This is a genomic window from Dongia sp. (genome assembly GCF_041906375.1).
In the GTDB taxonomy this organism is placed as follows: Bacteria; Pseudomonadota; Alphaproteobacteria; order Dongiales; family Dongiaceae; genus Dongia.
On sequence record NZ_JAYRJJ010000003.1, the window covers coordinates 435,313 to 457,381 of the forward strand.

Below are 22,069 nucleotides of genomic sequence, written 5' to 3' on the forward strand. Positions count from 1 at the left end.
CGATCCCGTGACCGACTATGTCCGCCGCATTCTCGATGCCCGCGTCTATGACGTCGCCATGCAGAGCCCGCTCGATGCCATGCCGCGCCTCAGCGCGCGCCTTGGCGGAGACATTCTGCTGAAGCGCGAGGATCTGCAGCCGATCTTCTCCTTCAAGATCCGGGGTGCCTATAACCGCATCGCACGGCTGTCACTGGAAGCGCGCGCCTGCGGCGTCATCTGCGCCTCAGCCGGCAATCATGCCCAAGGTGTCGCACTTTCGGCGCATAGGCTGGGGATCAAGGCCACCATCGTCATGCCCGTGACGACGCCGCAGATCAAGATCGACGCTGTCCGGCATTGGGCTGGTGAGGTCGTGCTGAAGGGCGATACGTTTGACGACGCCTACGCGCATGCCAAGTCGCTGGAAACCGCGCATGGTTTCACCTTCATTCACCCGTTCGACGATCCGGATGTCATTGCCGGGCAGGGCACCATCGGTGTCGAGATCCTGCAGCAGCATGCCGACCCGATCGAAGCGATCTTCGTCCCGGTGGGGGGCGGGGGACTCGCTTCCGGCATCGCCTCCTATGTCAAATTCCTGCATCCCGAGATCAAGGTGATCGGGGTGGAGCCGGTCGATGCCGCGTCCATGAAAGCGGCGATCGAAGCCGGCGAGCGGGTCATCCTCGACCGTGTCGGACTCTTTGCCGATGGCGTTGCCGTGCGGCAAGCGGGCGTGGAGACCTTCCGCCTCTGTTCGAAATTGCTGGACGACGTCATTCTCGCCGACACCGACGAGATGTGCGCGGCCGTGAAGGATATCTTCGAGGATATGCGGGTCATCGCCGAACCGGCCGGGGCCCTGTCGCTGGCGGGCTTGAAGGCCTATGTCGCGGCCAACCCGGATCGCACCGGCGCGCTCATCGCCATCAACAGCGGCGCCAACATGAATTTCGATCGCCTGCGCCATGTGGCCGAGCGGGCGGAACTGGGCGAGGCGCGGGAAATCCTGTTGGCGGTCACGATCCCGGAGCAGCAGGGCAGCTATCGCCGATTTGTCGAGGTGCTCGGCAATCGCAATATCACCGAGTTCAACTATCGCTACGCAGCGGGCAGCGAGGCACATGTCTTTGTCGGCCTCAAGTTACGTGGTGAAGGAGCGGAGAAGGCTTCCCTTCTTTCGGAACTGCACACCCTCGGCTACCAGGTGCTCGACATCAGCGCCAATGAGACGGCCAAGCTGCATGTCCGCTACATGGTGGGCGGCCGGGCGCCGGGCCTGCAGGATGAAGTGATCCTGCGCTTCGAGTTTCCGGAGCGGCCGGGCGCGCTGATGAAGTTCCTCAACGGCGTCGGGAGCGATTGGAACATCACCCTGTTCCACTATCGCAATCACGGCGCGGATTATGGGCGGGTGCTGGCCGGGCTGCAGGTCCCGCAATCCGAACGCGCCCGCTTTGCCGCCCAGCTGACCCAGCTCGGCTATCCTTACGAAGATGAGACCGTCAATCCCGCCTATCGCATGTTCCTCGGGGATTGAAGCGCCGCCATCCTCGAATCCCGGCCCAATTCTCCGAATGCGCCGATCCGTGGAATAGCAAGCCCGCTCGGCCGTTTTTGGTGACAGGCCGAAGGCGGTACTCTCAGGTGAACGATCTCAAATCCGCATTATGCGTGCTGCTGGTGATGCTGCTGATCTCGGCAGCACTGATCGCGGCCGTTTCGACCCTGGCCAGTTCCTGAACGGAAAGTCGGAGCTTACTGCGCGGTCTGCGCGACGCTGCTGTCACCCTTCACGACCAGGCAGTCGGTCTGCTTGGCCTTGAGCTTCTTGCAGGCCGCATCGGCATCCGCCTTGCTGAGGCCGAAGACCCGGGCACGATAGATGTTGCTATTGCCACGATCGATGACGATGCGGGTATCGGCGAGCAGGGTGGGGACGGCCTTGGTCGCCCGTTCCGCGGCTTTCTGGGCCGGCTTGAACTTGGAATAGGCGCCGACCTGGATACCGAACTGGTTCTTGTCGCCGCTCCAGACATTGGCGACTTCCTGCGTGTCCGGCGAGGTGACGGCGGGGGCGAGCGAGACGCTGGCCATGGTGGCAATGGCCGAGCCGATCGAATCGTCCTGGCGGCTCGTCGGCTTCGGCGTCGGGACCAGGGCGTTGGCCACGACTTCGTCGATACCGGGTTCAACCGGCGCGGTGTCGTTGGCCGCCAGAACCGGCACCAATTGCGCCGGCGCGGCGCTGCCCGGCGCTTTGGCCATCAGCACGTCGCCGATTCCGTTCCGGGTCTTGAAGCCTTGGGTGAGGAGGGCAACCATCTGCTTGTCGCGGATCGGCGCGCTGGTCCCGCCAAGGACCACGCCGACCAAGCGGCGACCGTTGCGTTCGGCCGAGGAAACCAGGTTGAAGCCGGCGGCGCGGATATAGCCGGTCTTGATGCCATCGGCGCCGGCGAACTTCTTCATCACGCGGTTATGGCCGCCATAGGTGTTGCCGCGATAGACGAAGCTGTTGCGGCCGAAATAGCCGTAATATTTCGGATGGTCGCGCAGCAGCGCCACGCCCAGGGTCGCCTGATCGCGCGCGGTCGTCACCTGTCCCGGATTGGGCAGGCCGTTGGCATTGCGATAGACGGTCTTGTTCATGCCCAGGGCACGCGCCTTCGCGGTCATCATGCGGGCAAAGGCGGCTTCGGTACCGCCCAGGCGCTCGCCGACGGCGGTCGAGACGTCATTGGCCGAGCGGACCACCATGGCAAGAATGGCCGTTTCGACCGAAATGGTGTCGCCGGCGTTGACGTTCATGTTCGTCGCCGGCTCGCTGGCGGCATTCTTTGAGAATGTAATCCGGTCGTTGAGCTTGATCGTACCCTGGTCAAGGGCATCGAACAGCAGATAGAGGGTCATCATCTTGGTCAGAGATGCCGGATAAGTGATGGCGTCGGCATTGGAACGCGACAGCACTTCGCCTGTTTCAGCATCGACCACGATGCTGGCTGCAACCGGCTTGGCCTGGGCAACGCCCTGGCCAAGGACGCTGATCAACGCCAGGATCGCGAGGGTGGCGCCTGCACGGCGCAAAACGGACAGAATCGACCCCCGCGTGGGCTGATGCGGCAGCAGCATTGTGCTTTTCCCCCTAAGCCGGTGAAAAGATTTGGGCAATTTCGTGTCCGATCCTACGTTAACCGTAGAATCCTGTCTATAGCCTACAGACCCCTAAAATCTGGTAAACTGTGACAAGACGCCAACGGAATCAGGTAACTAACGGATGATCCTCACACCCTTAAGCTCATTCGGGCAAAGGCTCCGACTCTTTGCCGCCCTCTCATTTGCAGCGCTCAGCCTCACGGCCTGCGCCTACCATTCGGCCGGCAATGTCGGTTCGGGCAGCAGCATCGACAACCCGGTCGAACGGAAATTCACCTGGTTCAGCTATCTCGATGCCGCGGATATTCGCAATTCCTGTGCCGCCGGCGGGCCCGACCAGTATCGCCTCGTCTATAACGGCCAGTATGACCATCACGTGCGGACCTATGAGGTGACGAGTGCGCCTACGCGCCAGATCGTGGCGCGTGCGCGGGGGACCAGTGGCGACATCACCCAGATGGGCTTCAACAGCTTTGATGAGCTATTGGGGCCCTGGAATTTCCGCCGTTCGCAGACGGCGCTGAGCGAGGCGGATTGGACAAAATTGCGTGATCTGCTGCACGAGTCGGGCTTCGCTGCCGGCAGCCAGGCGGGCCTGCGCCTCCATTCCCAGGACTTTTATTGGCTGGCGGCGGGCTGCGAGGGCGGCAAGTTTTTCTTCAATGCCTGGGCGGATAAGCCGCGCGCACTCAGCCTTACCCACACCAAATTCCTGGATTTTCTGCTGCGCCATGACGGAACGGGGCTGGCCTATGTACCGCCGCGTCCCGTCACCTACATGGATAAGAATGAGCAGAGCAAGGGGACGGATCGGGATTATAGCGGTGCCTTCGTCATTACCGTGCATGAGGACGGCATCGGCCGGGCCGGTCTCTGATGGGGGAAACGACCGGCCGAAGACGAGACCCGGCAAATATGCAGCCCCACTATAATGCGGCGGCCCCTTTTAACTCCGCCTTAGCATCCAATATGATACAGCCATGACAGCGACTTGCGGGATGATCGACTTGACGGATCCGATGGATATGAAGCTGACGCGCGCATATCCGCTCCTGGCCTCGGCCGGCGAGGATGGCGATGACGGTGACCAGGGCGGCAATAACGGCCGGCCGGGCGTCGGCACGGTCGTCAAGGCCAAGCCGAAGACCAAGAAGCCGTCCATGTATCGCGTCCTGCTGCTCAATGACGATTACACGCCGATGGAATTCGTCGTGCATGTGCTGGAGCGCTTCTTCAACAAGAGCCGCGAGGCGGCGACCGAGATCATGCTTCATGTGCACCACCGCGGTGTCGGCGTGTGCGGTGTCTATACATACGAGATCGCCGAGACCAAGGTTTCGCAGGTGATCGACTTTGCCCGCCGGCATCAGCATCCGCTGCAATGCACGATGGAGAAGGAATAGCGTTTTCGTGAGCGAATTGGGGAACTGCAAGTAGATCGGATGTCACGCGGGCGGGGGCTCGCATGACCATTGATTGTTAGTCAAGGAAGGATGTCTCGGCCCATGCTGTCGCCCAATCTTGAACAGACCCTGCACCGCGCTCTGGCCCTGGCCAGTGAGCGTCGGCACGATTACGCGACGCTGGAGCATCTGCTCCTCGCCTTGACCGACGATCAGGATGCGGTCGCCGTGATGCGCGCCTGCAATGTCGATGTCGAGCGGCTGAAGCGCGACCTTGTCGACTATGTCGACAATCAGCTCGCCAACATCATCAGCAAGCAGCAATCGGAAGCCAAGCCCACGGCCGGCTTTCAGCGCGTCGTTCAGCGCGCGGCCATCCATGTGCAATCCTCGGGCCGCGAGGAGGTGACGGGGGCCAACATCCTGGTGGCTCTGTTCTCCGAACGCGAAAGCCATGCCGTCTATTTCCTGCAGGAGCAGGAAATGACGCGCCTCGACGCCGTCAACTATATCAGCCACGGCATCGCCAAGGTGGCCGGCCGCGCCGAACCCAAGCGCGTGCGGGGCGCTGCGGAAAAGGAAGAGGGCGAGGCGCAAGTGAAATCCGGCACCGAAGCGCTCGAAGCCTATTGCGTCAACCTCAACCAGAAGGCCCAGAACGGCAAGATCGACCCGCTCATCGGGCGCGACACCGAAGTCTCGCGCACCATCCAAGTCCTGTGCCGCCGCACCAAGAACAACCCGCTCTATGTGGGCGATCCGGGCGTCGGCAAGACGGCGATCGCCGAAGGCCTCGCCCGCCGCATCGTCAAGGGCGACGTGCCGGACGTCCTGAAGAATGCCACCATCTTCTCGCTCGACATGGGCTCGCTGCTGGCGGGCACCCGCTATCGCGGCGATTTCGAGGAACGCTTGAAGGCGGTCGTGAAGGAACTCGAGAATCTGGAAGGGGCCATCCTCTTCATCGACGAGATTCACACGGTGATCGGCGCCGGTGCCACGTCAGGCGGCTCGATGGATGCCTCGAACCTGTTGAAGCCCGCCCTGCAATCGGGCTCGCTGCGGTGCATCGGGTCGACCACCTACAAGGAATACCGCCAGCATTTCGAAAAGGACCGAGCGCTCGTGCGCCGCTTCCAGAAGATCGACGTCAACGAGCCGTCGCAGGAAGATGCGGTGAAGATCCTGCGGGGCTTGAAGCCCTATTACGAGAAGCACCACAATGTCCGCTACACGGCGGAAGCGATCCGTGCCGCGGTCGAGCTGTCGTCGCGCTATATCGGCGATCGGAAGCTGCCGGACAAGGCGATCGACATCATCGACGAAGTGGGGGCCGCCCAGATGCTGCTCCCGGAATCGAAGCGCAAGAAGACCATCACCGTGAAGGATGTCGAAGCGGTGGTGGCGATCATCGCGCGTATCCCGGCAAAGTCGGTTTCCAAGGACGACAAGATCGCCTTGAAATCGTTGGAACGCGATCTGAAGACCATGGTCTTCGGCCAGAACCCGGCGATCGACGCTCTGTGCGCCGCGATCAAACTCGCCCGCGCGGGCCTCCGGGAACCGGACAAGCCCATCGGCTCCTATCTCTTCTCCGGCCCGACCGGCGTTGGCAAGACCGAGGTCGCGAAGCAATTGGCCCGCATCATGGGCATCGAGCTCATCCGCTTCGACATGTCGGAATATATGGAGCGCCACACGGTCTCGCGGCTCCTCGGCGCCCCTCCGGGCTATGTCGGCTTCGACCAGGGCGGCTTGCTCACCGATGCCATCGACCAGCATCCGCATGCGGTCCTGCTGCTCGACGAAATCGAGAAGGCGCATCCGGACCTCTTCAACATCCTGCTGCAGGTCATGGATCACGGCAAGCTCACCGACCATAACGGCAAGGCGGTCGACTTCCGCAACGTCATCCTGATCATGACGACGAATGCGGGTGCAGCGATGATGGCGAAATCCGCCATCGGCTTCATGCGCGACAAGCGTGAAGGCGAGGACCAGGCCGAAATCGAGCGCCTATTCGCGCCGGAATTCCGCAATCGCCTCGACGCGGTCATCCCGTTCTCGAACCTGTCGCCGGAAATCGTGGCCCAGGTGGTGGACAAGTTCGTCATGCAGCTGGAAGCGCAGCTGGCCGATCGCCACGTCAATATCGAGCTCACCGACGCAGCGCGGAAGCGCTTGGCCGATATCGGCTTCGATCCGCTCTATGGCGCGCGGCCGCTTAGCCGCACGATTCAGGAGCATATCAAGAAGCCGCTGGCCGAGGAGTTGCTGTTCGGCAAGCTCGAGAAGGGCGGCACGGTCCGCGTCGATTTCGATACCGAGATGCAGAAGCTCACCTTCGAGATCGTCGAATCGAAATCATCCCCACGCGAAGAGACGGTCGAACCCGTCGACGCGTAAGGATACATCCGGCAGGCTAGCCCGCGCTCGCGCATAGCCAATTCCTGCCTTCCGCAACGGCGCCCGCTCCCCTAGGATCGGGCGCCGCATTGCCTCAAGGGGGAAGGTTGCAGATGAACGAGCAGGCAAAGATCAGCCAAGCGGAAACTTTGCGCGACCTTTACGGCGAGCCGGTGCCGGCCTCGCTGGTGAAGGAAATGATGTTCCTCACCGATGCCTACGCAGCGTTCATCAAGGCGTCCCCCTTCGTGGTGCTGTCGACCAGCGGCGAGGAAGGCCTCGATGCGTCCCCGCGCGGCGGCCCGCCGGGCTTCGTGCGCATCGTCGACAGGAACACGCTGATCCTCCCCGACCGCAGCGGCAACAACCGTGTCGATACGTTGAGCAATGTTGTGGCCGACCCACGCATTGCCATGCTGTTCCTGGTGCCGGGTGTGGGCGAGACCATGCGGGTCAATGGGACAGCGCGCGTCTCGGTTGATCTGGATCTCGTGCAGAGCTTCGCTGACGCCAATGGCAAGATCCCGCGTTCGGTGCTGATCGTCACGATCGAACGTTGCTATGTGCACTGCTCGCAATCGCTCGCGCGCTCCCGGCTGTGGGATCCCGCGGCACAGGTCGAGCGCAAATCCCTCCCCAGCATCGGCCAGATGCTGCAGGCCTGCCGCGCCGAATTCGACGGCGCCGCCTATGACAAAAGGAATGCGGAAGAAGGCTCGGAACCCGAGGATTGAAGTCGCCCGGGCTTTTGATCGCGCGAAAGCTTTCTGTCAGTCGACATGGATAGGTTTTCGCCGTGGTCGTCACCGGCGGCTGCGGCTGACATCAGCCTGACATCCTTCGTATGGAGCTATCCTTTATGTCGACTTCCTCGATGCGCGGCCTGCTGTTGGGCGCGGCGATTTTTGTTGCAACCAGCCTGCCCGCCTTGGCGGATTCCACCGTCAACGTCGATCTCACCGGCGATGCCGGCGACAAGATGGGCATGACCCTCGACAAGCCGTCGGTCCCCGCCGGCAAGGTGACCTTCGTGGTCAAGAATGATGCCATCGCGACCGATCACGAAATGGTCGTGATCAAGTTGAAGCACAAGAACGACAAGATTCCGATGATGAGCGGCAAGCATCGGGTCGATGAAGACAAGCTCACTTCCATGGGCGAAGTCGAAGACCTGCAGCCCGGCAAGAGCGGCGAGGTGAGTGCCGATCTGACGCCCGGTGACTATCTGCTGCTGTGCAACCTCAAGGGCCATTACGAGGCCGGCATGTTGTCTTATTTCACGGTGACGAAGTAAACGCGACGCCGGTTAGGAAAAAGGGGCTGCCGAACCGGCAGCCCCTATTTTCTTGAGCGAGAGCGATCGGTCTATTCCGCGCTCTTCGCCTTTGCCGTCTTCTTGACGGCTTTCTTGGCGGTCTTTGCCTTGGCTGCCGTCTTGGTGCCAGCCTTCTTCGTGGCGCTCTTCGGTTCCGCCGTCTTGGCCGTCGCCTTCTTGGCGACCGCTTTCTTCGCAGCCTTTGGCGCGGCCTTCTTCTTGCCCTTGCCGCCGCCGGCTGCTTCCCGTGCAGCGATGAGGCTCAGCGCTTCTTCCAGCGTCACGGCGCCGGGTTCGATCGATTTCGGCAGCGTGGCATTGACGGCGCCCATCTTCACATAGGGGCCGTATTTGCCCTCATGCAGCGTCACGGCTTCGCCGCTTTCCGGATGCTTGCCGATTTCCTTCCCCGGCGCTGCCTGGCGCCCGCCGCGGCCCTTGCTTTCTTGGGCAAGCAATTCGACGGCGCGGTTCATGCCGATGGAGAGGACGTCGTCGTCCTTGGGGATCGATTTGAACTTGCCGTCGTGGTTGAGATAGGGGCCGAACCGGCCGATGCCGGCCATGATCGGCTTGCCCGTTTCCGGATGATGGCCGACCACGCGCGGCAGGCTGAGGAGCTTCTGCGCGATCTCCAGGTTGACGGCATTGGGGTCGAGGTCGCGCGTCAGCGAGACGCGCTTGGGCTTCTCCCCATCCTCGCCCTCGCCAAGCTGCACATAGAAGCCATAGGGGCCCTTGCGCAGCGTGATGCTGCGGCCCTGTTCATCCTTGCCGAATTCGACCGGGCCAGCGGAACCGGCGGCGATCTCTTCTTCCGTCTGAACGGCCAGCGGCTTGGTGTATTTGCATTCGGGGTAATTGTTGCAGCCGATGAAGGCGCCGTTCTTGGCAAGCTTGATGCCGAGTTCGCCATTGCCGCAGGCCGGGCAGGCGCGCGGTGCCTTGCCGTTGCCGAGATCGGGGAAGAAATGCGGCGCCAGGGCGTCATTGAGGACGTCGATGACGACTGAGCGTGTGCCGATGCCCTTGTCGAGGAAGGCCACAGCCTCCTGCATCGACGGCAGCTTGCCGTCATGGGTCGCTTCTTCCTGGTGGAGATGCGAGAAGTCGTTCCAGAATTCGGCCAGCACGTCCTTCCAGCGGGCGCGGCCGCCGGAAATGTCGTCGAGCTTGGTCTCGAGGTCGGCGGTGAAGCCGTATTGCACATAGCGGTCGAAGAAATTGGTCAGGAACGCCGTCACCAGGCGGCCGCGATCCTCCGGCACCAGGCGCTTCTTGTCGATCTTGACATAGGCCCGGTCCTCGAGCGTCTGCAGGATCGAGGTATAGGTCGAAGGCCGGCCGATGCCCAGTTCCTCCAGTCGCTTGATCAGCGAGGCTTCGGAATAGCGGGGCGGCGGCTGGGTGAAATGCTGCTCCGGCTTGATCTCCTGCGGCTTCACCGCATCGCCCTGCTTCAGATTGGGCAGGCGCTTGCCGCTATCGTCTTCCTCGAGCGGGTCGTCGCGGTCTTCCTGGTAAAGGGTCAAGAAGCCGTCGAAGGTGATGACCGAGCCGGTCGCGCGCAGGATCTGCTTGCCGTCGGCCGAGGCGATGTCGATCGCCACCTGGTCAAGCTCGGCGCTTTCCATCTGGCTGGCGAGGGTCCGCTTCCAGATGAGGTCGTAGAGCTTGGCTTCCTCGTCGCGCAGATATTTCCTGACCTGTTCCGGGCGGCGGAAGAGGTCGGTGGGGCGGATGGCTTCGTGCGCTTCCTGGGCGTTCTTCGCGGCACTCTTATAGATGCGAGGGCTCGCCGGCAGGTATTTCTGCCCGTATTGCTCGCCGATGAGCTTGCGGCCAGCGACCACGGCTTCCTGGCTGAGATTGACGCCGTCGGTACGCATATAGGTGATGAGACCGACCGTCTCGCCGTCGAGATCGACACCTTCATAAAGGCGCTGGGCGATCTTCATCGTGTGCGCGGCGCCGAAACCGAGCTTCCGTGAGGCTTCCTGCTGCAGGGTCGAAGTGATGAAGGGCGGGGCCGGGTTGCGGCGCACCGACTTGCGTTCGACGGCGCCGACCTTGAACGGCGCGCCGGCCTTGACCGCAGCCACGGCCGCCTCGGCCGCCGCCTTGTCGCCGATGTCGAACTTGTCGAGCTTCTTGCCATTGAGGTGCGTGAGGCGTGCCGCAAAAGCCTGGCCGTCCGGTCCGGCGAGGACCGCTTCGATGGTCCAATATTCCCGCGCCCGGAAGGCTTCGATCTCGGCCTCCCGCTCGCACACGATGCGCAGCGCCACCGACTGGACGCGGCCGGCCGAGCGGCTACCCGGCATCTTGCGCCACAGGATGGGGGAGAGGGTGAAGCCCACCAGGTAGTCGAGGGCGCGCCGGGCGAGATAGGCGTCGACCAGTTCCTGGTCGATCTCGCGCGGGTTGGCGATGGCGTCCAGCACCGCCTTCTTGGTGATTTCGTTGAAGGCCACCCGGGCCATCGGCAGCTTGGCGAGCGCCTTCTTGCCCCGGAGTTCCTGCGCCAAATGCCAGGAGATGGCCTCGCCCTCGCGGTCAGGGTCGGTTGCCAGCAGCAGCTGGTCGGCCCCGGCGGCGGCGGCGGCGATTTCCTTGATCTGCTTGGCGCCGCGACCCTCGGCATCCCAGGTCATGGCGAAGTCCTCATCGGGCCTGACCGAGCCATCCTTGGGCGGCAGGTCGCGGACATGGCCGAAGCTGGCCAGGACCTTGTAATCGCTACCCAGATATTTGTTGATGGTCTTGGCCTTGGCGGGAGATTCGACGACGACGACCTTCATGGACCCGCTTTCGGGATGAGCAAGAGTGTGGACACGAACCTGGCGTCGGGGTCCGGTTTGCCGGATATAAAGGTGGTCAAGCGACCTTGGCGAGCAGCGAAACCCGGTTGCCGGGGTGACGTTCCAGGCGGCCCGCTAAGTCCAATTCCAGCAGCACCATTCCCATGACGGGAGCGGAGCAATGACATTGCCGAAGCAGTTCGTCAACCTCCACCGGGCTTGGTCCTAGCAAAGTCAGGATCTCCGCGCGAGCATCGGGTGTTTCATTTTCTATTTCAGAATCAATATTGTGTGTGTTGAAATTAAAGTTCTCTGGAAGATTTGATTTTAGGCTTACGATCCCATCCAGTGCCTCGAGCACCTGTGTCGCATCCTCCACCAGGAGGGCGCCCTCGCGGATCAGGCGGTTGGTGCCGCGGCAACGGGGGTCGAGTGGGGAGCCAGGGACGGCCATCACTTCGCGCCCCTGTTCATTGGCAAAACGGGCCGTGATGAGCGAGCCGGATTTGAGGGCCGCCTCGATGACGACCGTGCCCAAAGAGAGGCCGGAGATGATCCGGTTTCGCCGCGGGAAGAGCCGCGCCCCGGGTTCGGTCCCCGGCGGCATCTCGGCCACGATCAATCCTTCTTGCGCCAGACGCTCATAGAGATTGGCATGCTCCGGCGGGTAGATGACATCGACCCCGCCGGCCAGAACGGCAATGGTCCCGCCGGGTGCGCCGAGGGCACCGAGATGGGCCGCCCCATCGATTCCGCGGGCAAGGCCGGAAACGATGACGAAACCGGCGGTGGACAAGTCGCGCGCCATGTCATGGGCAAAGCGCCGGCCATTGGCCGAAGCGTTGCGGGCGCCGACCAGCGCCACCTGTCTTGGCCGCGTCAACAGGTCGAAGCGGCCGCGGGCGGTGATGATGGCGGGTGAATCCTCGACCGCGCGCAAGGGCGTGGGATAGTCCGGCTCGACCCAGGCGATGGCGCGGCCGCCCATCCTGGCCAGCCGCTCCAGTTCCTGCGTGGCGACGTCGCGCGGACAGGCGCGGTAGCTGCGCTGGCCGCCGCGGCGCGCGAGGTCCGGCAGCCGCTCAAGCGCCAGCTTGGGCGAACCGAAGCGCTGCAGGAGGCGGCGAAAAGTGGCCGGGCCCACATTCTCGCTGCGCGCCAGGCGCAGCCAGTCCAGGCGTTCGGCATCGGTGAGGGGACGAAGGTTCTGCTCCATGGCCCGGGAGCCTAGGAGAGGATTGCGTGAGAATCAATGGAGAACGAACAACCGCAGCGGGTTTCCGCTATTCCGGTTTCTTCTTGCCGATGCGGGGCTCGGTTCCCTTCAGCATGCGCCCGATATTTTCGCTGTGCCGGATCCAGACCAGGGCCGCGGCGAAGGCGGCAAAGGCCACCTGCGGGCCGGTGCCGAGGATATAGGCATAGAGCGGCGACAGGGCCACGGCGACCAAGGCCGAGAGCGAGGAAATGCGAAAACCGATGGCGACCGCCAGCCAGGTGAGACAGGCGGCGATGCCGACCATCCAATTGACCGCGAGCAGGGTGCCCAGCGTGGTGGCCACTCCCTTGCCGCCCTTGAAGCCGAGCCAGACCGGAAAAAGATGCCCCAGCAAAGCGGCGCCGCCAGCGATGACGGCCAGCAGCGGCGAAAATTGCGCAGCAACCAGGGCGGCAATGGCACCCTTGCCGCCGTCGAGCAGCAGCGTAGCCAGGGCCAGCGGCTTGTTGCCGGTCCGCAATACATTGGTGGCGCCGATATTGCCGGACCCGATCTTGCGGATGTCGCCGAAACCGGCGGCCCGGGTGAGCACCAGGCCGAAGGGGATCGACCCCAGCAGATAGCCGAGCGCCGCCGTCGCCGGATAGGACCAGACGGGAAGATCGGCCATCGGGTCCATCAGGACTGTCCTTCCGCGGCAAAGACGGTACGTCCGTCGACGAATGTCTTCAGCACCATGCCCTGGACGGGGCGTCCGTCATAGGGCGAATTCTTCGACTTGCTCTTGAAGCTCGCAACATCGATGCGGTGCGGCTTGTCGAGATCGATGAGGACCATATCCGCCGGCGCGCCCTTGGCGAGGCGACCCTGGGGCAGGCCGAGGATTTCCGCCGGGCGGCTGGTCAGGCATTTGAGGAGATCGAGCAGCGACAGCGAACCCTTGTGATAGAGCTCGAGGCTCACCGGCAGCAGGGTCTCGAGGCCGATGATGCCGGCCGCGGCCTGCACGAAGGGCACGCGCTTGCTTTCGACGTCGTAAGGGGCGTGGTCGCTGGCGATGCAGTCGATGATGCCTTCGGCAACCGCCGCTGCTACGGCCCGCCGATCGCTCTCGCCGCGCAAGGGCGGCGACAGCTTGGCGAAGGTCCGATAATCGCCGATCTCGTTCTCGTTGAGCGAGAAATAAGGCGGGGCGGTATCGCAGGTGACGCGCAGGCCCTCGCGCTTGGCCTGGCGAATGGCTTCGATGGCGGCAGCGGTCGAGACATGGGCGACGTGATAGCGGGCACCCGACATGCGCACCAGATGTAGATCGCGCTCGATCATCATCACTTCGGCGCAAGGCGGAATACCGGGCAGGCCGATACGCGTCGCCAGTTCGCCATTATTCATGGCGCCGCCGGCCGCAAGGGTCGGCTCTTCCGGATGCTGCACGATCAGCAGGTCGAAAGTGCGGGCGTAGTAGAGCGCGCGGCGCATGACCTGGGCATCGGCCACGGCCTGCAGCGCATCCGTAAAGCCCAGCGCGCCGAATTCCGACAGCATGCCCATCTCGACCAGGTCCCGGCCATTGAGGCCGCGGGTGAGGGCGCCATAGCAATAGATCTTGGCGCGCTTGGTCTCTCGCGCGCGGCGGGCGATGTATTCGACGCCGGAGACGTCGTCGATGACAGGATGCGTGTTGGGCAGGCAGACCATGCTGGTGACGCCGCCCGCGGCGGCGGCGAGGCTGCCGGTGGCGATCGTTTCCTGATGCTCGTCACCCGGTTCGCGCAGCTGGACGCGCATGTCGACGAGGCCCGGAATCAGCACATGGCCGCCGCAATCGACGACCTCGGTATTCTCAGGCGCATTCTGTTTCGTCACCTGGGGGCCGATATCGGCGATGATGCCGCCATCCACCAGCACGCCGCCGCGCTCGTCGCGATTGGCCGCCGGGTCGACGATGCGTGCATTCACCAGCAGCAGCGGGCGGGCGCCCTTTTTCCTATCGCCGTTCATCGGTTCTGCCCCACGATGCCGCGGGTAAGGGCATCAAGGCAGGCCATACGGACGGCCACGCCCATTTCGACCTGCTCGCGGATGACGGAGCGGTTGATGTCGTCGGCCACTTCCGAATCGATCTCGACGCCGCGATTCATCGGGCCCGGATGCATGATGAGCGCATTGGGCTTGGCCACGGCCAGCTTCTCGTAGTCGAGCCCGAAGAAATGGAAATACTCGCGCACCGACGGCACATAGGCGCCCTGCATGCGTTCCAGCTGCAGGCGCAGCATCATGACGATGTCGACATCCTTCAGGCCCTTGCGCATGTCGGTGAAGACCTCGACCCCCATGCGGTCGATATTGGACGGCAGCAGGGTCGTCGGCGCGATGACGCGGACGCGGGCGCCCATCTTGGTCAGCAGATGAATGTTCGAGCGCGCGACGCGGCTGTGCAGGATGTCGCCGCAGATGGCGACCAGCAGCCCCTGCAGCTTGCCGAGGCGCCGGCGGATGGTCAGCGCATCGAGAAGCGCCTGGGTCGGATGCTCGTGGCGTCCGTCGCCGGCATTGATGACGGCACCGTCGACCTTCTGCGACAGCAGGTTGATGGCGCCCGAATCCGGATGGCGCACGATCATGACGTCCGGGCGCATGGCGTTGAGGGTCATCGCCGTGTCGAGCAGCGTCTCGCCCTTTTTGACCGAGGAGGTGCCGACCGACATGTTGGTGACGTCGGCGCCCAGGCGCTTGGCGGCCAGCTCGAAGCTGGTCTGCGTCCGGGTCGAATTTTCGAAGAAGACGTTCATGACCGTGCGGCCGCGCAGCAAGGCGCGGGCGGTCGAATCGTCCTTCGACATATCGGCGTAACGGTTGGAAAGATCGAGCAACCGCTCGATTTCTTCGGCGGAAAGCCCCTCGATTCCCAGCAAATGCCTGTGGGGGAAGAAGGGATTTGGCGTGCGGATTTCAGCGCTCATTTGAGCGCGCATCATAGTGCCGTCCAGGCCCCCGTCAACGATTCTGGTGGGGGCATTTTCCAGGCCTGTTTTACGATGGTCGGCGCCCTGTCCAGTCGGTCAAATGATCTTCTTCGCCCTGAGCTGCCCGATCTCGTCATCGCCCATGGAGAGCAGTTCGCGGAGGACCGCGTCGGTGTCCTGGCCGCAGATCGGCGGGGCGAGGCGGTAGTCGACCGGCGTTTCCGAAAGCTTGATCGGGCTGCCGATGAGATCGACATGGCCCGAACCGGCGGCGGCATGGGGCATGCTGATTTTCATCTCGCGCGCCAGGACCTGCGGGTCCTTGAACACCTGGTCGATATTGTTGACCGGCCCCACCGGCACGCCGAGTTCATTGAGCCCGTCGATCCAATATTGCTGCGGCTTCTTTTCCGTGAGCTCGTTGATCATCTGGTAGATCAATGTGCGGTTGCGCACACGGGCCGGGTTGGTCGCAAAGCGCTCGTCCTTGGCCCAGTCGGGCACACCGGCGAATTGGCAGAACTTCTCGAACTGGCTGTCATTGCCGACCGCGAGGATGAAGAAACCGTCGGCGCAGCGCACGACGGAATAGGGGACGATGTTCGGGTGCTCGTTGCCGAGCCGCTTCGGCACTTCGCCCGACGTGAGGTAATGGAGGCCGATATTGGCAAGGTATCCCACCTGCGCGTCGAGCAGGCTCATGTCGCAGAACTGGCCGCGACCCGAGAGCGAGCGATGGTGCAAGGCGGCCAGGATGGCGACGGTCGAATAGATGCCGCAGACGATATCGGTGATGGCGACGCCGACCTTGGTCGGCTGGCCGCTGGGATCGCCGGTCACACTCATGATGCCGCCCATGCCCTGGGCCAGGAAATCGTAGCCGGCCAAGGGCGCATAGGGACCGGTCTGTCCGAAGCCGGTGATCGAGCAATAGATGAGCCGGGGAAAATCGGATTTGATCTGCTCGTAGCTGAGGCCATAGCGCGCCATGTCGCCGACCTTGAAATTCTCGACGAAGATGTCGGACCTGGCGATCAGGCGCTTGGCGATCTCCTGGCCTTCGGGCTTGGCCACATCCAATGTCACCGAGCGCTTGTTGCGGTTGATCGAAAGGTAATAGCCGCTCTCATGCGTATCCTTGCCGTCCTTGTCCTTGACGAAGGGCGGGCCCCATTTCCTGGTGTCGTCGCCCGCACCCGGCCGTTCGATCTTGATCACGTCGGCCCCGAGATCGCCCAGAATCTGCGTCGCCGTCGGCCCGGCGAGAATGCGGCTGAGATCGAAAACGCGAATACCGGCAAGCGGTCCAGACATGAATATCCCCGACAATGGTGTTTGGCGCCAATGTCAGGGGGCGGGAGGCCAAAAGCAAGCTGGATTTGGCGCGAAAACCGCTCAGCGTTGCCGCGGCACGGGCGTGATTCTGACTGGCGTGATTTTGTAGGCGCAGCAGCGGTCGCCGCCCAGCATGTGCTGGATGCGGGTGACTTGTGCATCGGCGCCCATCACATCCTGGAACAGCTTGAGTTCGGCGCCGCAAAGTCCCGAACAGGCCTTGGCCGCCTGCGCGATGGGACAATGGTTTTCGATCAGCAGCCATGCCCCGTCTTCGACCTGCCGGTATTCCGCCATATAGCCGTCGATGCGCCGCAGGTCGGTAAGACGCGTGACGCGTTCGGCGATGCTGCCGCTTTCGCCGAGGGCTGTGCGATAGCGTTGCGCCTGCTGCGCCTCGCGCGCGGCGAGAATGTCGGCAAGGCCCGCATCGCCATGTGCGACGACGATCGCCGCCAGCAATTCGCTGGCGAGGTCCCGGTGACGGTCGTCGAAATGGGCGTGGCCCTGTTCGCTCAGCGACCACAGCCGCTGCGGCCGGCCGATTGCCTGGCGCCGATCCTCGAAGGTGACGAGCCCGGCCGAACACAGGCGGTTCAAATGCTGCCGGGCCCCCACTGCCGTCATGTCGAGACGCTGGCCGATGCCGGAGGCGGTAAGGGCGCCTTCCGCTTTCAGCACTTCGAGGACACGGGTGGGACCGAAATCTGACATGGGCGTAAAATATCGCACCGCATCCAGTTTAGAAAGCATTTACTTTCCAAAGATCGCCCCCTAGGTTCCGCCTATGTCAGATCACGCTCCGTCCGCGGACTCCTCTCCACCCCGCCTCCTCCAGCGCGCCAACATCGCGCCGCTGGCGCTCGTCAATCTCGGCGTCGGCCTCCATGCCGTCATCTGGTACATGGCCTCGACCGCCATGCCGACCGCGATCGGCGAGGTGGGCGGGGCCGAATATCTGAGCTGGGTCGGTAGCCTCTATCTCGTCACCACCATCATCGGCGGGGCGGTGACGGCGATGCTCAAGGGTCATTTCGGCGCCCGCAACGCCATGCTGGGCGCCGGTTTCGTCGTCATGGTCGGCGGCTTCGTCTCGGCACTGGCGCCGGGGGTGACGCTCATTCTCGCCGGTCGCGCCATCCAGGGGTTGGGCGAGGGCGTGCTGATAGCACTCTCCTATGTGATCACGCGGGAACTGTTCGACAATCGCCTGGTGCCGCGCGTCTTCGGCACGCTGGCGGCGACCTGGGGCGGGGCCGTGTTCTTCGGCCCGCTCATCGGTGGCGTGCTGACGGAAGTCTTCTCCTGGCGCATCGCTTTTCTCGGCGCGGCCTTGCTGCCGCTGCCCATGCAGGCGCTTGCCTTCATGATCCTGCGCGACCGTCACGAACGGGTCTTTGTCGGCAAGCCGCCTTTGCTGCGCGTTTTCCTGCTGGGAGTCGGCGTTATCGGCATTGCGGTGGCCGACCGGCTCGGCAGTTCCGTCCTGGGTGCCGTCGCCATCGGCGCCGGTATCGTTGCCGTGGCGCTGGCGCTCAAGATCGACCGCCATTCCGGCACGCATCTCATCACCACCGTTTTCCCCAGCCTGCGGCACCGGGTTTCGCTGGGCCTCTGGATCCTCATCCTGATGCCGATGGGCGAGGCGGGTGTCTTTGTCTACACACCCTATCTGCTGCAGCTCGATCGCGAATTGACGCCGACCTGGGCGGGCTATTTCGGTGCCATCCATGCCCTGACCTGGTCGCTGTCGGCACTTTGCGTGGCCTCGCTGCCGCCGCGCTGGCACAGCACCGTCATTCTCGCCGGTCCCGCGACGCTGGCTCTCGGCCTCGCGCTCCAGGCGCTGACGATGGCGGCGGCACCCTTGCTCTATGTCGGCATCGCATTGGCGTTTGTCGGCATCGGTTTCGGCATTTCTCATTCCTTCATCAATCAGCGCATCATGGCGGCGGCCCCTGAGGGGCAGGAGGATGCGACGGCGACCGCCATCCCGACCCTGGAATGCCTCGGCGGCGCCATCGGGGCGGCGGCGGTGGGGCTCATCGGCAACGCCGCGGGCTTCGACGGGGTGCTGTCGCAACAGGTGGTGGCACAAGGGTCGTTGGGGGTCTTCGGCGGGGGTGCCGTGATCGCCCTCATGGCGGTGGTCGCCGCCTTCTTTTTCCTCCGTTCCGGCGCCCGGCATGCCGAATTGGTCCGCAGCGGGGCCCTGGCGGAATAGAAAAACTTGATGCCAACCTTAGATGAATTCGATTTCCTAAATACCTTCCCCTGCGGCAGACTGTCGCCCATGATCGATTTCACGTTAGGGAATCGCCTGGAAGGACTGAATTGATGGCCAAAGTTATGGTCGACCGCACCGAAACCCAGCCCGACAGTGTCGACGTCGACACCTTTGTCGGGGCCATGCGCATGCAGGCGACGGCGGTCAATCTGGTGACCTCCGATGGGCCCGGCGGCAAGACCGGCGTTACGGTCAGCGCCATGACCTCGGTATCGGCGGAGCCCCCCTTGCTGCTTGCTTGCGTCAACCGGCGCAGCCCCTCGGTCGCAGTCATCCGCCAGAACGGTGTCTTCTGCATCAATGCGCTGTCGGCCGAGCAGAGCGAACTTGCCAATACCTTCGCCGGCCGCCCCAGCAGCGGCCAGCCGTTCGACTTCTCTACCGCCGAATGGACCACGCTCGCCACCCCGGCACCGGCGCTGGTCGATGCCGTCGCCAATCTCGATTGCGTCATCCACGACATCGTCGAAGCCGGCTCGCATACGATTTTCATCGGCCGCGTGGTGGGTGCCGCGCATCGCAATGTGAAGCCGCTGGTCTATTGCGACCGCACCTATCTCGCCCCCGGCCCACTCACTGACTGACCGCCGCCGGCGGTCCATTTCCAAGGCGTTAGAAAAAATGGCGCGCGATCCGCGTTACGACATCCTGTTCGAGCCGGTCAAGATCGGCCCCGTCACCACCAAGAACCGCTTCTATCAGGTGCCGCATTGCAACGGGCAGGGCTATCGCGACCCCTCGGCCGTCGCGAAGATGCGCGGCAACAAGGCGGCGGGTGGTTGGGGCGTGCTCTGCACCGAGCAGGCGGAAATCCACCACACGTCGGAGATCACGCCTTTCATCGAACTCAGGCTGTGGGACGATCGCGACATCCCGCAATTGCAGAAGATGAGCGATGCGATCCATGCCGAAAACGCCCTCGCTGGAATCGAACTCGCCTATAACGGCCCCAACGGCTCCAACCTCTACACCCGCGAAGTGCCGCTTGGGCCCTCGCATCTCCCGATCGCGACCTTCTATTACGATCCCGTGCAGGCGCGGGCGATGGACGGGCAGGACATCAAAAACCTGCGCCGCTGGCATAAGAACGCAGCGATCCGGGCCAAGCGCGCCGGCTTTGACATCATCTATGTCTACGCCGCCCACGGCTTTTCGATCATCCAGCATTTCCTGTCGCGCCGCTTCAACCAGCGCACGGACGAATATGGCGGCAGCCTCGAGAATCGCATGCGCCTGCTGCGTGAGATCACCGAGGATACGAAAGACGCCGTCGGGGATACGGCAGCAGTGGCCGTCCGTATCGCCGTCGACGAATTGATGGGCGAGAGCGGCCTCCATAAGGCGGAGATCGAAGACGTCATCGGCCGCATGGCGGAAACGCCCGATCTCTGGGACGTGACGCTCTCCGATTGGAGCAACGATTCCCGCACCTCGCGCTTCACCGAAGAAGCGGCGGAAGAAGAGTTCGTGCGCGGTATCAAGAAGTTGACCACCAAGCCGGTGGTCGGTGTCGGCCGCTTCACCTCGCCCGATCTCATGGTGCGGCAGGTCAAGAGCGGCATCCTCGACCTCATCGGCGCGGCGCGGCCCTCGATTGCCGATCCGTTCCTGCCCAACAAGATCAATGAAGGGCGCCTCGACGATATTCGCGAATGTATCGGCTGCAACATCTGCGTCTCCGGCGACATGACCATGTCGCCCAGCCGCTGCACGCAGAACCCGGCCATGGGCGAGGAATGGCGCAAAGGTTGGCATCCCGAATTCATCCGCGCCCGTGAAAGCGAAGCGCGCGTGCTCGTCGTGGGTGCCGGGCCGGCGGGTCTCGAAGCGGCGCGTGCCCTTGGCCAGCGTGGCTATGAAGTGGCACTTGCCGAAGCGGGGACGGAACTTGGTGGCCGTGTCGCGCGCGAATGCCGCCTGCCCAATTTGAGTGCCTGGGGCCGTGTGCGCGACTGGCGCGTGGGCCAAATCAACAAGATGGCCAATGTTAGCGTCTATCTCGACAGTAAACTGGATGCGGCCCAGGTGCTGGAATTCGGCTTCGACCAAGTGGTCGTGGCGACCGGCAGCACTTGGCGTCGCGATGGCGTGGCGCATCACCATCTGGCGCCGATGCCCATCGCATCAGATGTCGCCGTCTTCACGCCCGACGATCTGGTGGCGGGTGCAAGGCCGCAGGGCAAGCAGATCGTGCTCTATGATGACGACCACTATTACATGGGCGGCATCTGCGCTGAGCTGCTGGTGAAAGCGGGCCACCGCGTCACCTTCGTGACGCCGGCACCGGAGGTTTCGACCTGGAGCCGCAACACCCTGGAGCAGGACAAGATCCAGGCACGCTTGATCAATATGGGTGTCGAGATTGTCGTCAGCCATCTCGTCGGCGCAGCGCATGCCGATCACGTCCAACTCGCCTGCGCCTTTACCGGCAAGACGCGACCGGTTCCGGCGGATGCCCTGGTGCTGGTGACCGCGCGGCTGCCGCAGGATCAACTCTATCTCGATCTCAAGGCGGTGGAAGGCCAGTGGGCCGCAGCCGGTATCGGCAGTGTCAAAGGCATCGGCGATTGCTGGGCGCCCTCGACCATCGCCGCCGCCGTCTATGCCGGAAGGCGCTATGCCGAAGAATTCGACGCGCCAGACATCGGCGATGCCGTGCCGTTCAAGCGCGAACTCGCCGAACTGCTGCCATGATCGTCAAATCGGTCCAGGAACTGGCCGAACAATTGCCGCGGCATGGGCGGCTGATGGGGCTCGATCTGGGTGAAAAGACCATCGGCATCGCGGTCAGCGATCCCGGCCACGTGATCGCGACGCCGATCACCACCATCCGCCGCAGCAAGTTCACCGAGGACGCCAAGCACCTCCTCAAGTTGGTCGATGAGCGTCAGGTCGCCGGATTGGTGATCGGCCTGCCGCTCAACATGGACGGCTCGGAAGGGCCGCGTTGCCAATCGGTCCGGCAATTCGCCAGCAACCTCGCCAAGCTGCGCGACATGCCGATGATGTTCTGGGACGAGCGCCTGTCGACTGTGGCGGTAACGCGCGACATGATCTCCGCCGACCTCTCCCGGGCGAAACGGGCCAAGATAGTCGATGAATCCGCCGCCGCCTTCATCCTGCAAGGAGCACTCGACAGCCTGAAACGGTGAGCTGTCGTCACAGCTTAACGTCAGAGTCACCATTTCGTCACATCTCA

At 63.4% G+C, this 22,069-nt stretch carries 18 protein-coding genes; 10 read left to right on the forward strand and 8 right to left on the reverse strand.

The window, feature by feature from the left end; translation table 11 throughout:
- The first annotated feature begins 7 nt into the window (after nt 1–7).
- The gene (gene ilvA / locus ACE3OA_RS13460) at nt 8–1,522 is read left to right on the forward strand and encodes a threonine ammonia-lyase, biosynthetic (RefSeq protein ID WP_374311467.1); all 1,515 of its coding nucleotides are present in this window, start codon (nt 8–10) and stop codon (nt 1,520–1,522) included.
- Between the two features lie 218 nt (nt 1,523–1,740).
- Here the strand turns inward: ilvA and ACE3OA_RS13465 are convergent, their stop codons facing one another.
- Complete coding sequence (locus tag ACE3OA_RS13465; RefSeq protein ID WP_374311469.1) at nt 1,741–3,114, reverse strand: D-alanyl-D-alanine carboxypeptidase; 1,374 nt, start codon at nt 3,112–3,114, stop codon at nt 1,741–1,743.
- Nucleotides 3,115–3,259: 145 nt separating this feature from the next.
- Between ACE3OA_RS13465 and ACE3OA_RS13470 the strand changes: the two genes are divergently transcribed.
- The 5 genes from ACE3OA_RS13470 (at nt 3,260) to ACE3OA_RS13490 (ending at nt 8,241) form a co-directional block, all read left to right on the forward strand.
- Complete coding sequence (locus tag ACE3OA_RS13470; protein WP_374311471.1) at nt 3,260–4,015, forward strand: hypothetical protein; 756 nt, start codon at nt 3,260–3,262, stop codon at nt 4,013–4,015.
- Nucleotides 4,016–4,163: 148 nt separating this feature from the next.
- Nucleotides 4,164–4,541: an ATP-dependent Clp protease adapter ClpS gene (gene clpS / locus ACE3OA_RS13475; RefSeq protein ID WP_374311648.1), complete on the forward strand. Its 378-nt coding sequence runs from the start codon at nt 4,164–4,166 to the stop codon at nt 4,539–4,541.
- A 102-nt stretch (nt 4,542–4,643) separates the two neighbouring features.
- The gene (gene clpA, locus ACE3OA_RS13480) at nt 4,644–6,947 is read left to right on the forward strand and encodes an ATP-dependent Clp protease ATP-binding subunit ClpA (RefSeq protein WP_374311473.1); all 2,304 of its coding nucleotides are present in this window, start codon (nt 4,644–4,646) and stop codon (nt 6,945–6,947) included.
- Nucleotides 6,948–7,060: 113 nt separating this feature from the next.
- On the forward strand, nt 7,061–7,681 hold the full coding sequence (locus ACE3OA_RS13485; protein ID WP_374311475.1) for a pyridoxamine 5'-phosphate oxidase family protein: 621 nt from the start codon (nt 7,061–7,063) through the stop codon (nt 7,679–7,681).
- Nucleotides 7,682–7,806: 125 nt separating this feature from the next.
- Nucleotides 7,807–8,241: a hypothetical protein gene (locus tag ACE3OA_RS13490; RefSeq protein WP_374311477.1), complete on the forward strand. Its 435-nt coding sequence runs from the start codon at nt 7,807–7,809 to the stop codon at nt 8,239–8,241.
- Between the two features lie 71 nt (nt 8,242–8,312).
- Here the strand turns inward: ACE3OA_RS13490 and topA are convergent, their stop codons facing one another.
- The 7 genes from topA to ACE3OA_RS13525 form a co-directional block, all read right to left on the reverse strand.
- On the reverse strand, nt 8,313–11,063 hold the full coding sequence (topA, locus tag ACE3OA_RS13495; RefSeq protein ID WP_374311479.1) for a type I DNA topoisomerase: 2,751 nt from the start codon (nt 11,061–11,063) through the stop codon (nt 8,313–8,315).
- Between the two features lie 76 nt (nt 11,064–11,139).
- On the reverse strand, nt 11,140–12,279 hold the full coding sequence (gene dprA, locus ACE3OA_RS13500; RefSeq protein WP_374311481.1) for a DNA-processing protein DprA: 1,140 nt from the start codon (nt 12,277–12,279) through the stop codon (nt 11,140–11,142).
- Between the two features lie 67 nt (nt 12,280–12,346).
- Nucleotides 12,347–12,952 (reverse strand): glycerol-3-phosphate 1-O-acyltransferase PlsY, encoded by a 606-nt coding sequence (plsY, locus tag ACE3OA_RS13505; protein WP_374311650.1) that lies wholly within the window; start codon nt 12,950–12,952, stop codon nt 12,347–12,349.
- Nucleotides 12,953–12,960: 8 nt separating this feature from the next.
- Nucleotides 12,961–14,283, reverse strand: coding sequence for a dihydroorotase (gene pyrC / locus ACE3OA_RS13510; protein WP_374311483.1), 1,323 nt, complete (start codon nt 14,281–14,283; stop codon nt 12,961–12,963).
- Nucleotides 14,280–15,245 (reverse strand): aspartate carbamoyltransferase catalytic subunit, encoded by a 966-nt coding sequence (locus ACE3OA_RS13515; protein ID WP_374311485.1) that lies wholly within the window; start codon nt 15,243–15,245, stop codon nt 14,280–14,282. The genes pyrC and ACE3OA_RS13515 overlap by 4 nt, the downstream gene beginning before the upstream one ends.
- 99 nt (nt 15,246–15,344) lie before the next feature.
- Nucleotides 15,345–16,562 (reverse strand): CaiB/BaiF CoA transferase family protein, encoded by a 1,218-nt coding sequence (locus ACE3OA_RS13520; protein ID WP_374311487.1) that lies wholly within the window; start codon nt 16,560–16,562, stop codon nt 15,345–15,347.
- 81 nt (nt 16,563–16,643) lie between these two features.
- Nucleotides 16,644–17,297 carry a helix-turn-helix transcriptional regulator gene (locus tag ACE3OA_RS13525; protein ID WP_374311489.1) on the reverse strand — a complete coding sequence of 218 codons (654 nt, stop codon included), beginning with the start codon at nt 17,295–17,297 and terminating at the stop codon, nt 16,644–16,646.
- 73 nt (nt 17,298–17,370) lie between these two features.
- On the opposite strand from ACE3OA_RS13525, the gene ACE3OA_RS13530 reads away from it, so the two are divergent.
- The 4 genes from ACE3OA_RS13530 (at nt 17,371) to ruvX (ending at nt 22,022) form a co-directional block, all read left to right on the forward strand.
- Nucleotides 17,371–18,807 carry an MFS transporter gene (locus ACE3OA_RS13530; RefSeq protein WP_374311491.1) on the forward strand — a complete coding sequence of 479 codons (1,437 nt, stop codon included), beginning with the start codon at nt 17,371–17,373 and terminating at the stop codon, nt 18,805–18,807.
- A 113-nt stretch (nt 18,808–18,920) separates the two neighbouring features.
- Nucleotides 18,921–19,454 carry a flavin reductase family protein gene (locus ACE3OA_RS13535; RefSeq protein ID WP_374311493.1) on the forward strand — a complete coding sequence of 178 codons (534 nt, stop codon included), beginning with the start codon at nt 18,921–18,923 and terminating at the stop codon, nt 19,452–19,454.
- A gap of 37 nt (nt 19,455–19,491) precedes the next feature.
- The gene (locus ACE3OA_RS13540) at nt 19,492–21,564 is read left to right on the forward strand and encodes an FAD-dependent oxidoreductase (RefSeq protein ID WP_374311495.1); all 2,073 of its coding nucleotides are present in this window, start codon (nt 19,492–19,494) and stop codon (nt 21,562–21,564) included.
- A complete protein-coding gene (gene ruvX, locus ACE3OA_RS13545; protein WP_374311497.1) occupies nt 21,561–22,022 on the forward strand; it encodes a Holliday junction resolvase RuvX in 462 nt (153 codons plus the stop codon). The genes ACE3OA_RS13540 and ruvX overlap by 4 nt, the downstream gene beginning before the upstream one ends.
- Nucleotides 22,023–22,069: the final 47 nt, after the last annotated feature.

What these genes read in the sequence shown, in the direction of transcription:
- ACE3OA_RS13465 (WP_374311469.1), bottom strand. Translation starts at nt 3,114, where the DNA reads ATGCTGCTGCCGCATCAGCCCACGCGGGGGTCGATTCTGTCCGTTTTG.
- ACE3OA_RS13470 (WP_374311471.1), top strand. Translation starts at nt 3,260, where the DNA reads ATGATCCTCACACCCTTAAGCTCATTCGGGCAAAGGCTCCGACTCTTT.
- clpS (WP_374311648.1), top strand. Translation starts at nt 4,164, where the DNA reads ATGAAGCTGACGCGCGCATATCCGCTCCTGGCCTCGGCCGGCGAGGAT.
- clpA (WP_374311473.1), top strand. Translation starts at nt 4,644, where the DNA reads ATGCTGTCGCCCAATCTTGAACAGACCCTGCACCGCGCTCTGGCCCTG.
- ACE3OA_RS13485 (WP_374311475.1), top strand. Translation starts at nt 7,061, where the DNA reads ATGAACGAGCAGGCAAAGATCAGCCAAGCGGAAACTTTGCGCGACCTT.
- ACE3OA_RS13490 (WP_374311477.1), top strand. Translation starts at nt 7,807, where the DNA reads ATGTCGACTTCCTCGATGCGCGGCCTGCTGTTGGGCGCGGCGATTTTT.
- topA (WP_374311479.1), bottom strand. Translation starts at nt 11,063, where the DNA reads ATGAAGGTCGTCGTCGTCGAATCTCCCGCCAAGGCCAAGACCATCAAC.
- dprA (WP_374311481.1), bottom strand. Translation starts at nt 12,279, where the DNA reads ATGGAGCAGAACCTTCGTCCCCTCACCGATGCCGAACGCCTGGACTGG.
- plsY (WP_374311650.1), bottom strand. Translation starts at nt 12,952, where the DNA reads ATGGCCGATCTTCCCGTCTGGTCCTATCCGGCGACGGCGGCGCTCGGC.
- pyrC (WP_374311483.1), bottom strand. Translation starts at nt 14,283, where the DNA reads ATGAACGGCGATAGGAAAAAGGGCGCCCGCCCGCTGCTGCTGGTGAAT.
- ACE3OA_RS13515 (WP_374311485.1), bottom strand. Translation starts at nt 15,245, where the DNA reads ATGAGCGCTGAAATCCGCACGCCAAATCCCTTCTTCCCCCACAGGCAT.
- ACE3OA_RS13520 (WP_374311487.1), bottom strand. Translation starts at nt 16,562, where the DNA reads ATGTCTGGACCGCTTGCCGGTATTCGCGTTTTCGATCTCAGCCGCATT.
- ACE3OA_RS13525 (WP_374311489.1), bottom strand. Translation starts at nt 17,297, where the DNA reads ATGTCAGATTTCGGTCCCACCCGTGTCCTCGAAGTGCTGAAAGCGGAA.
- ACE3OA_RS13530 (WP_374311491.1), top strand. Translation starts at nt 17,371, where the DNA reads ATGTCAGATCACGCTCCGTCCGCGGACTCCTCTCCACCCCGCCTCCTC.
- ACE3OA_RS13535 (WP_374311493.1), top strand. Translation starts at nt 18,921, where the DNA reads ATGGCCAAAGTTATGGTCGACCGCACCGAAACCCAGCCCGACAGTGTC.
- ACE3OA_RS13540 (WP_374311495.1), top strand. Translation starts at nt 19,492, where the DNA reads ATGGCGCGCGATCCGCGTTACGACATCCTGTTCGAGCCGGTCAAGATC.
- ruvX (WP_374311497.1), top strand. Translation starts at nt 21,561, where the DNA reads ATGATCGTCAAATCGGTCCAGGAACTGGCCGAACAATTGCCGCGGCAT.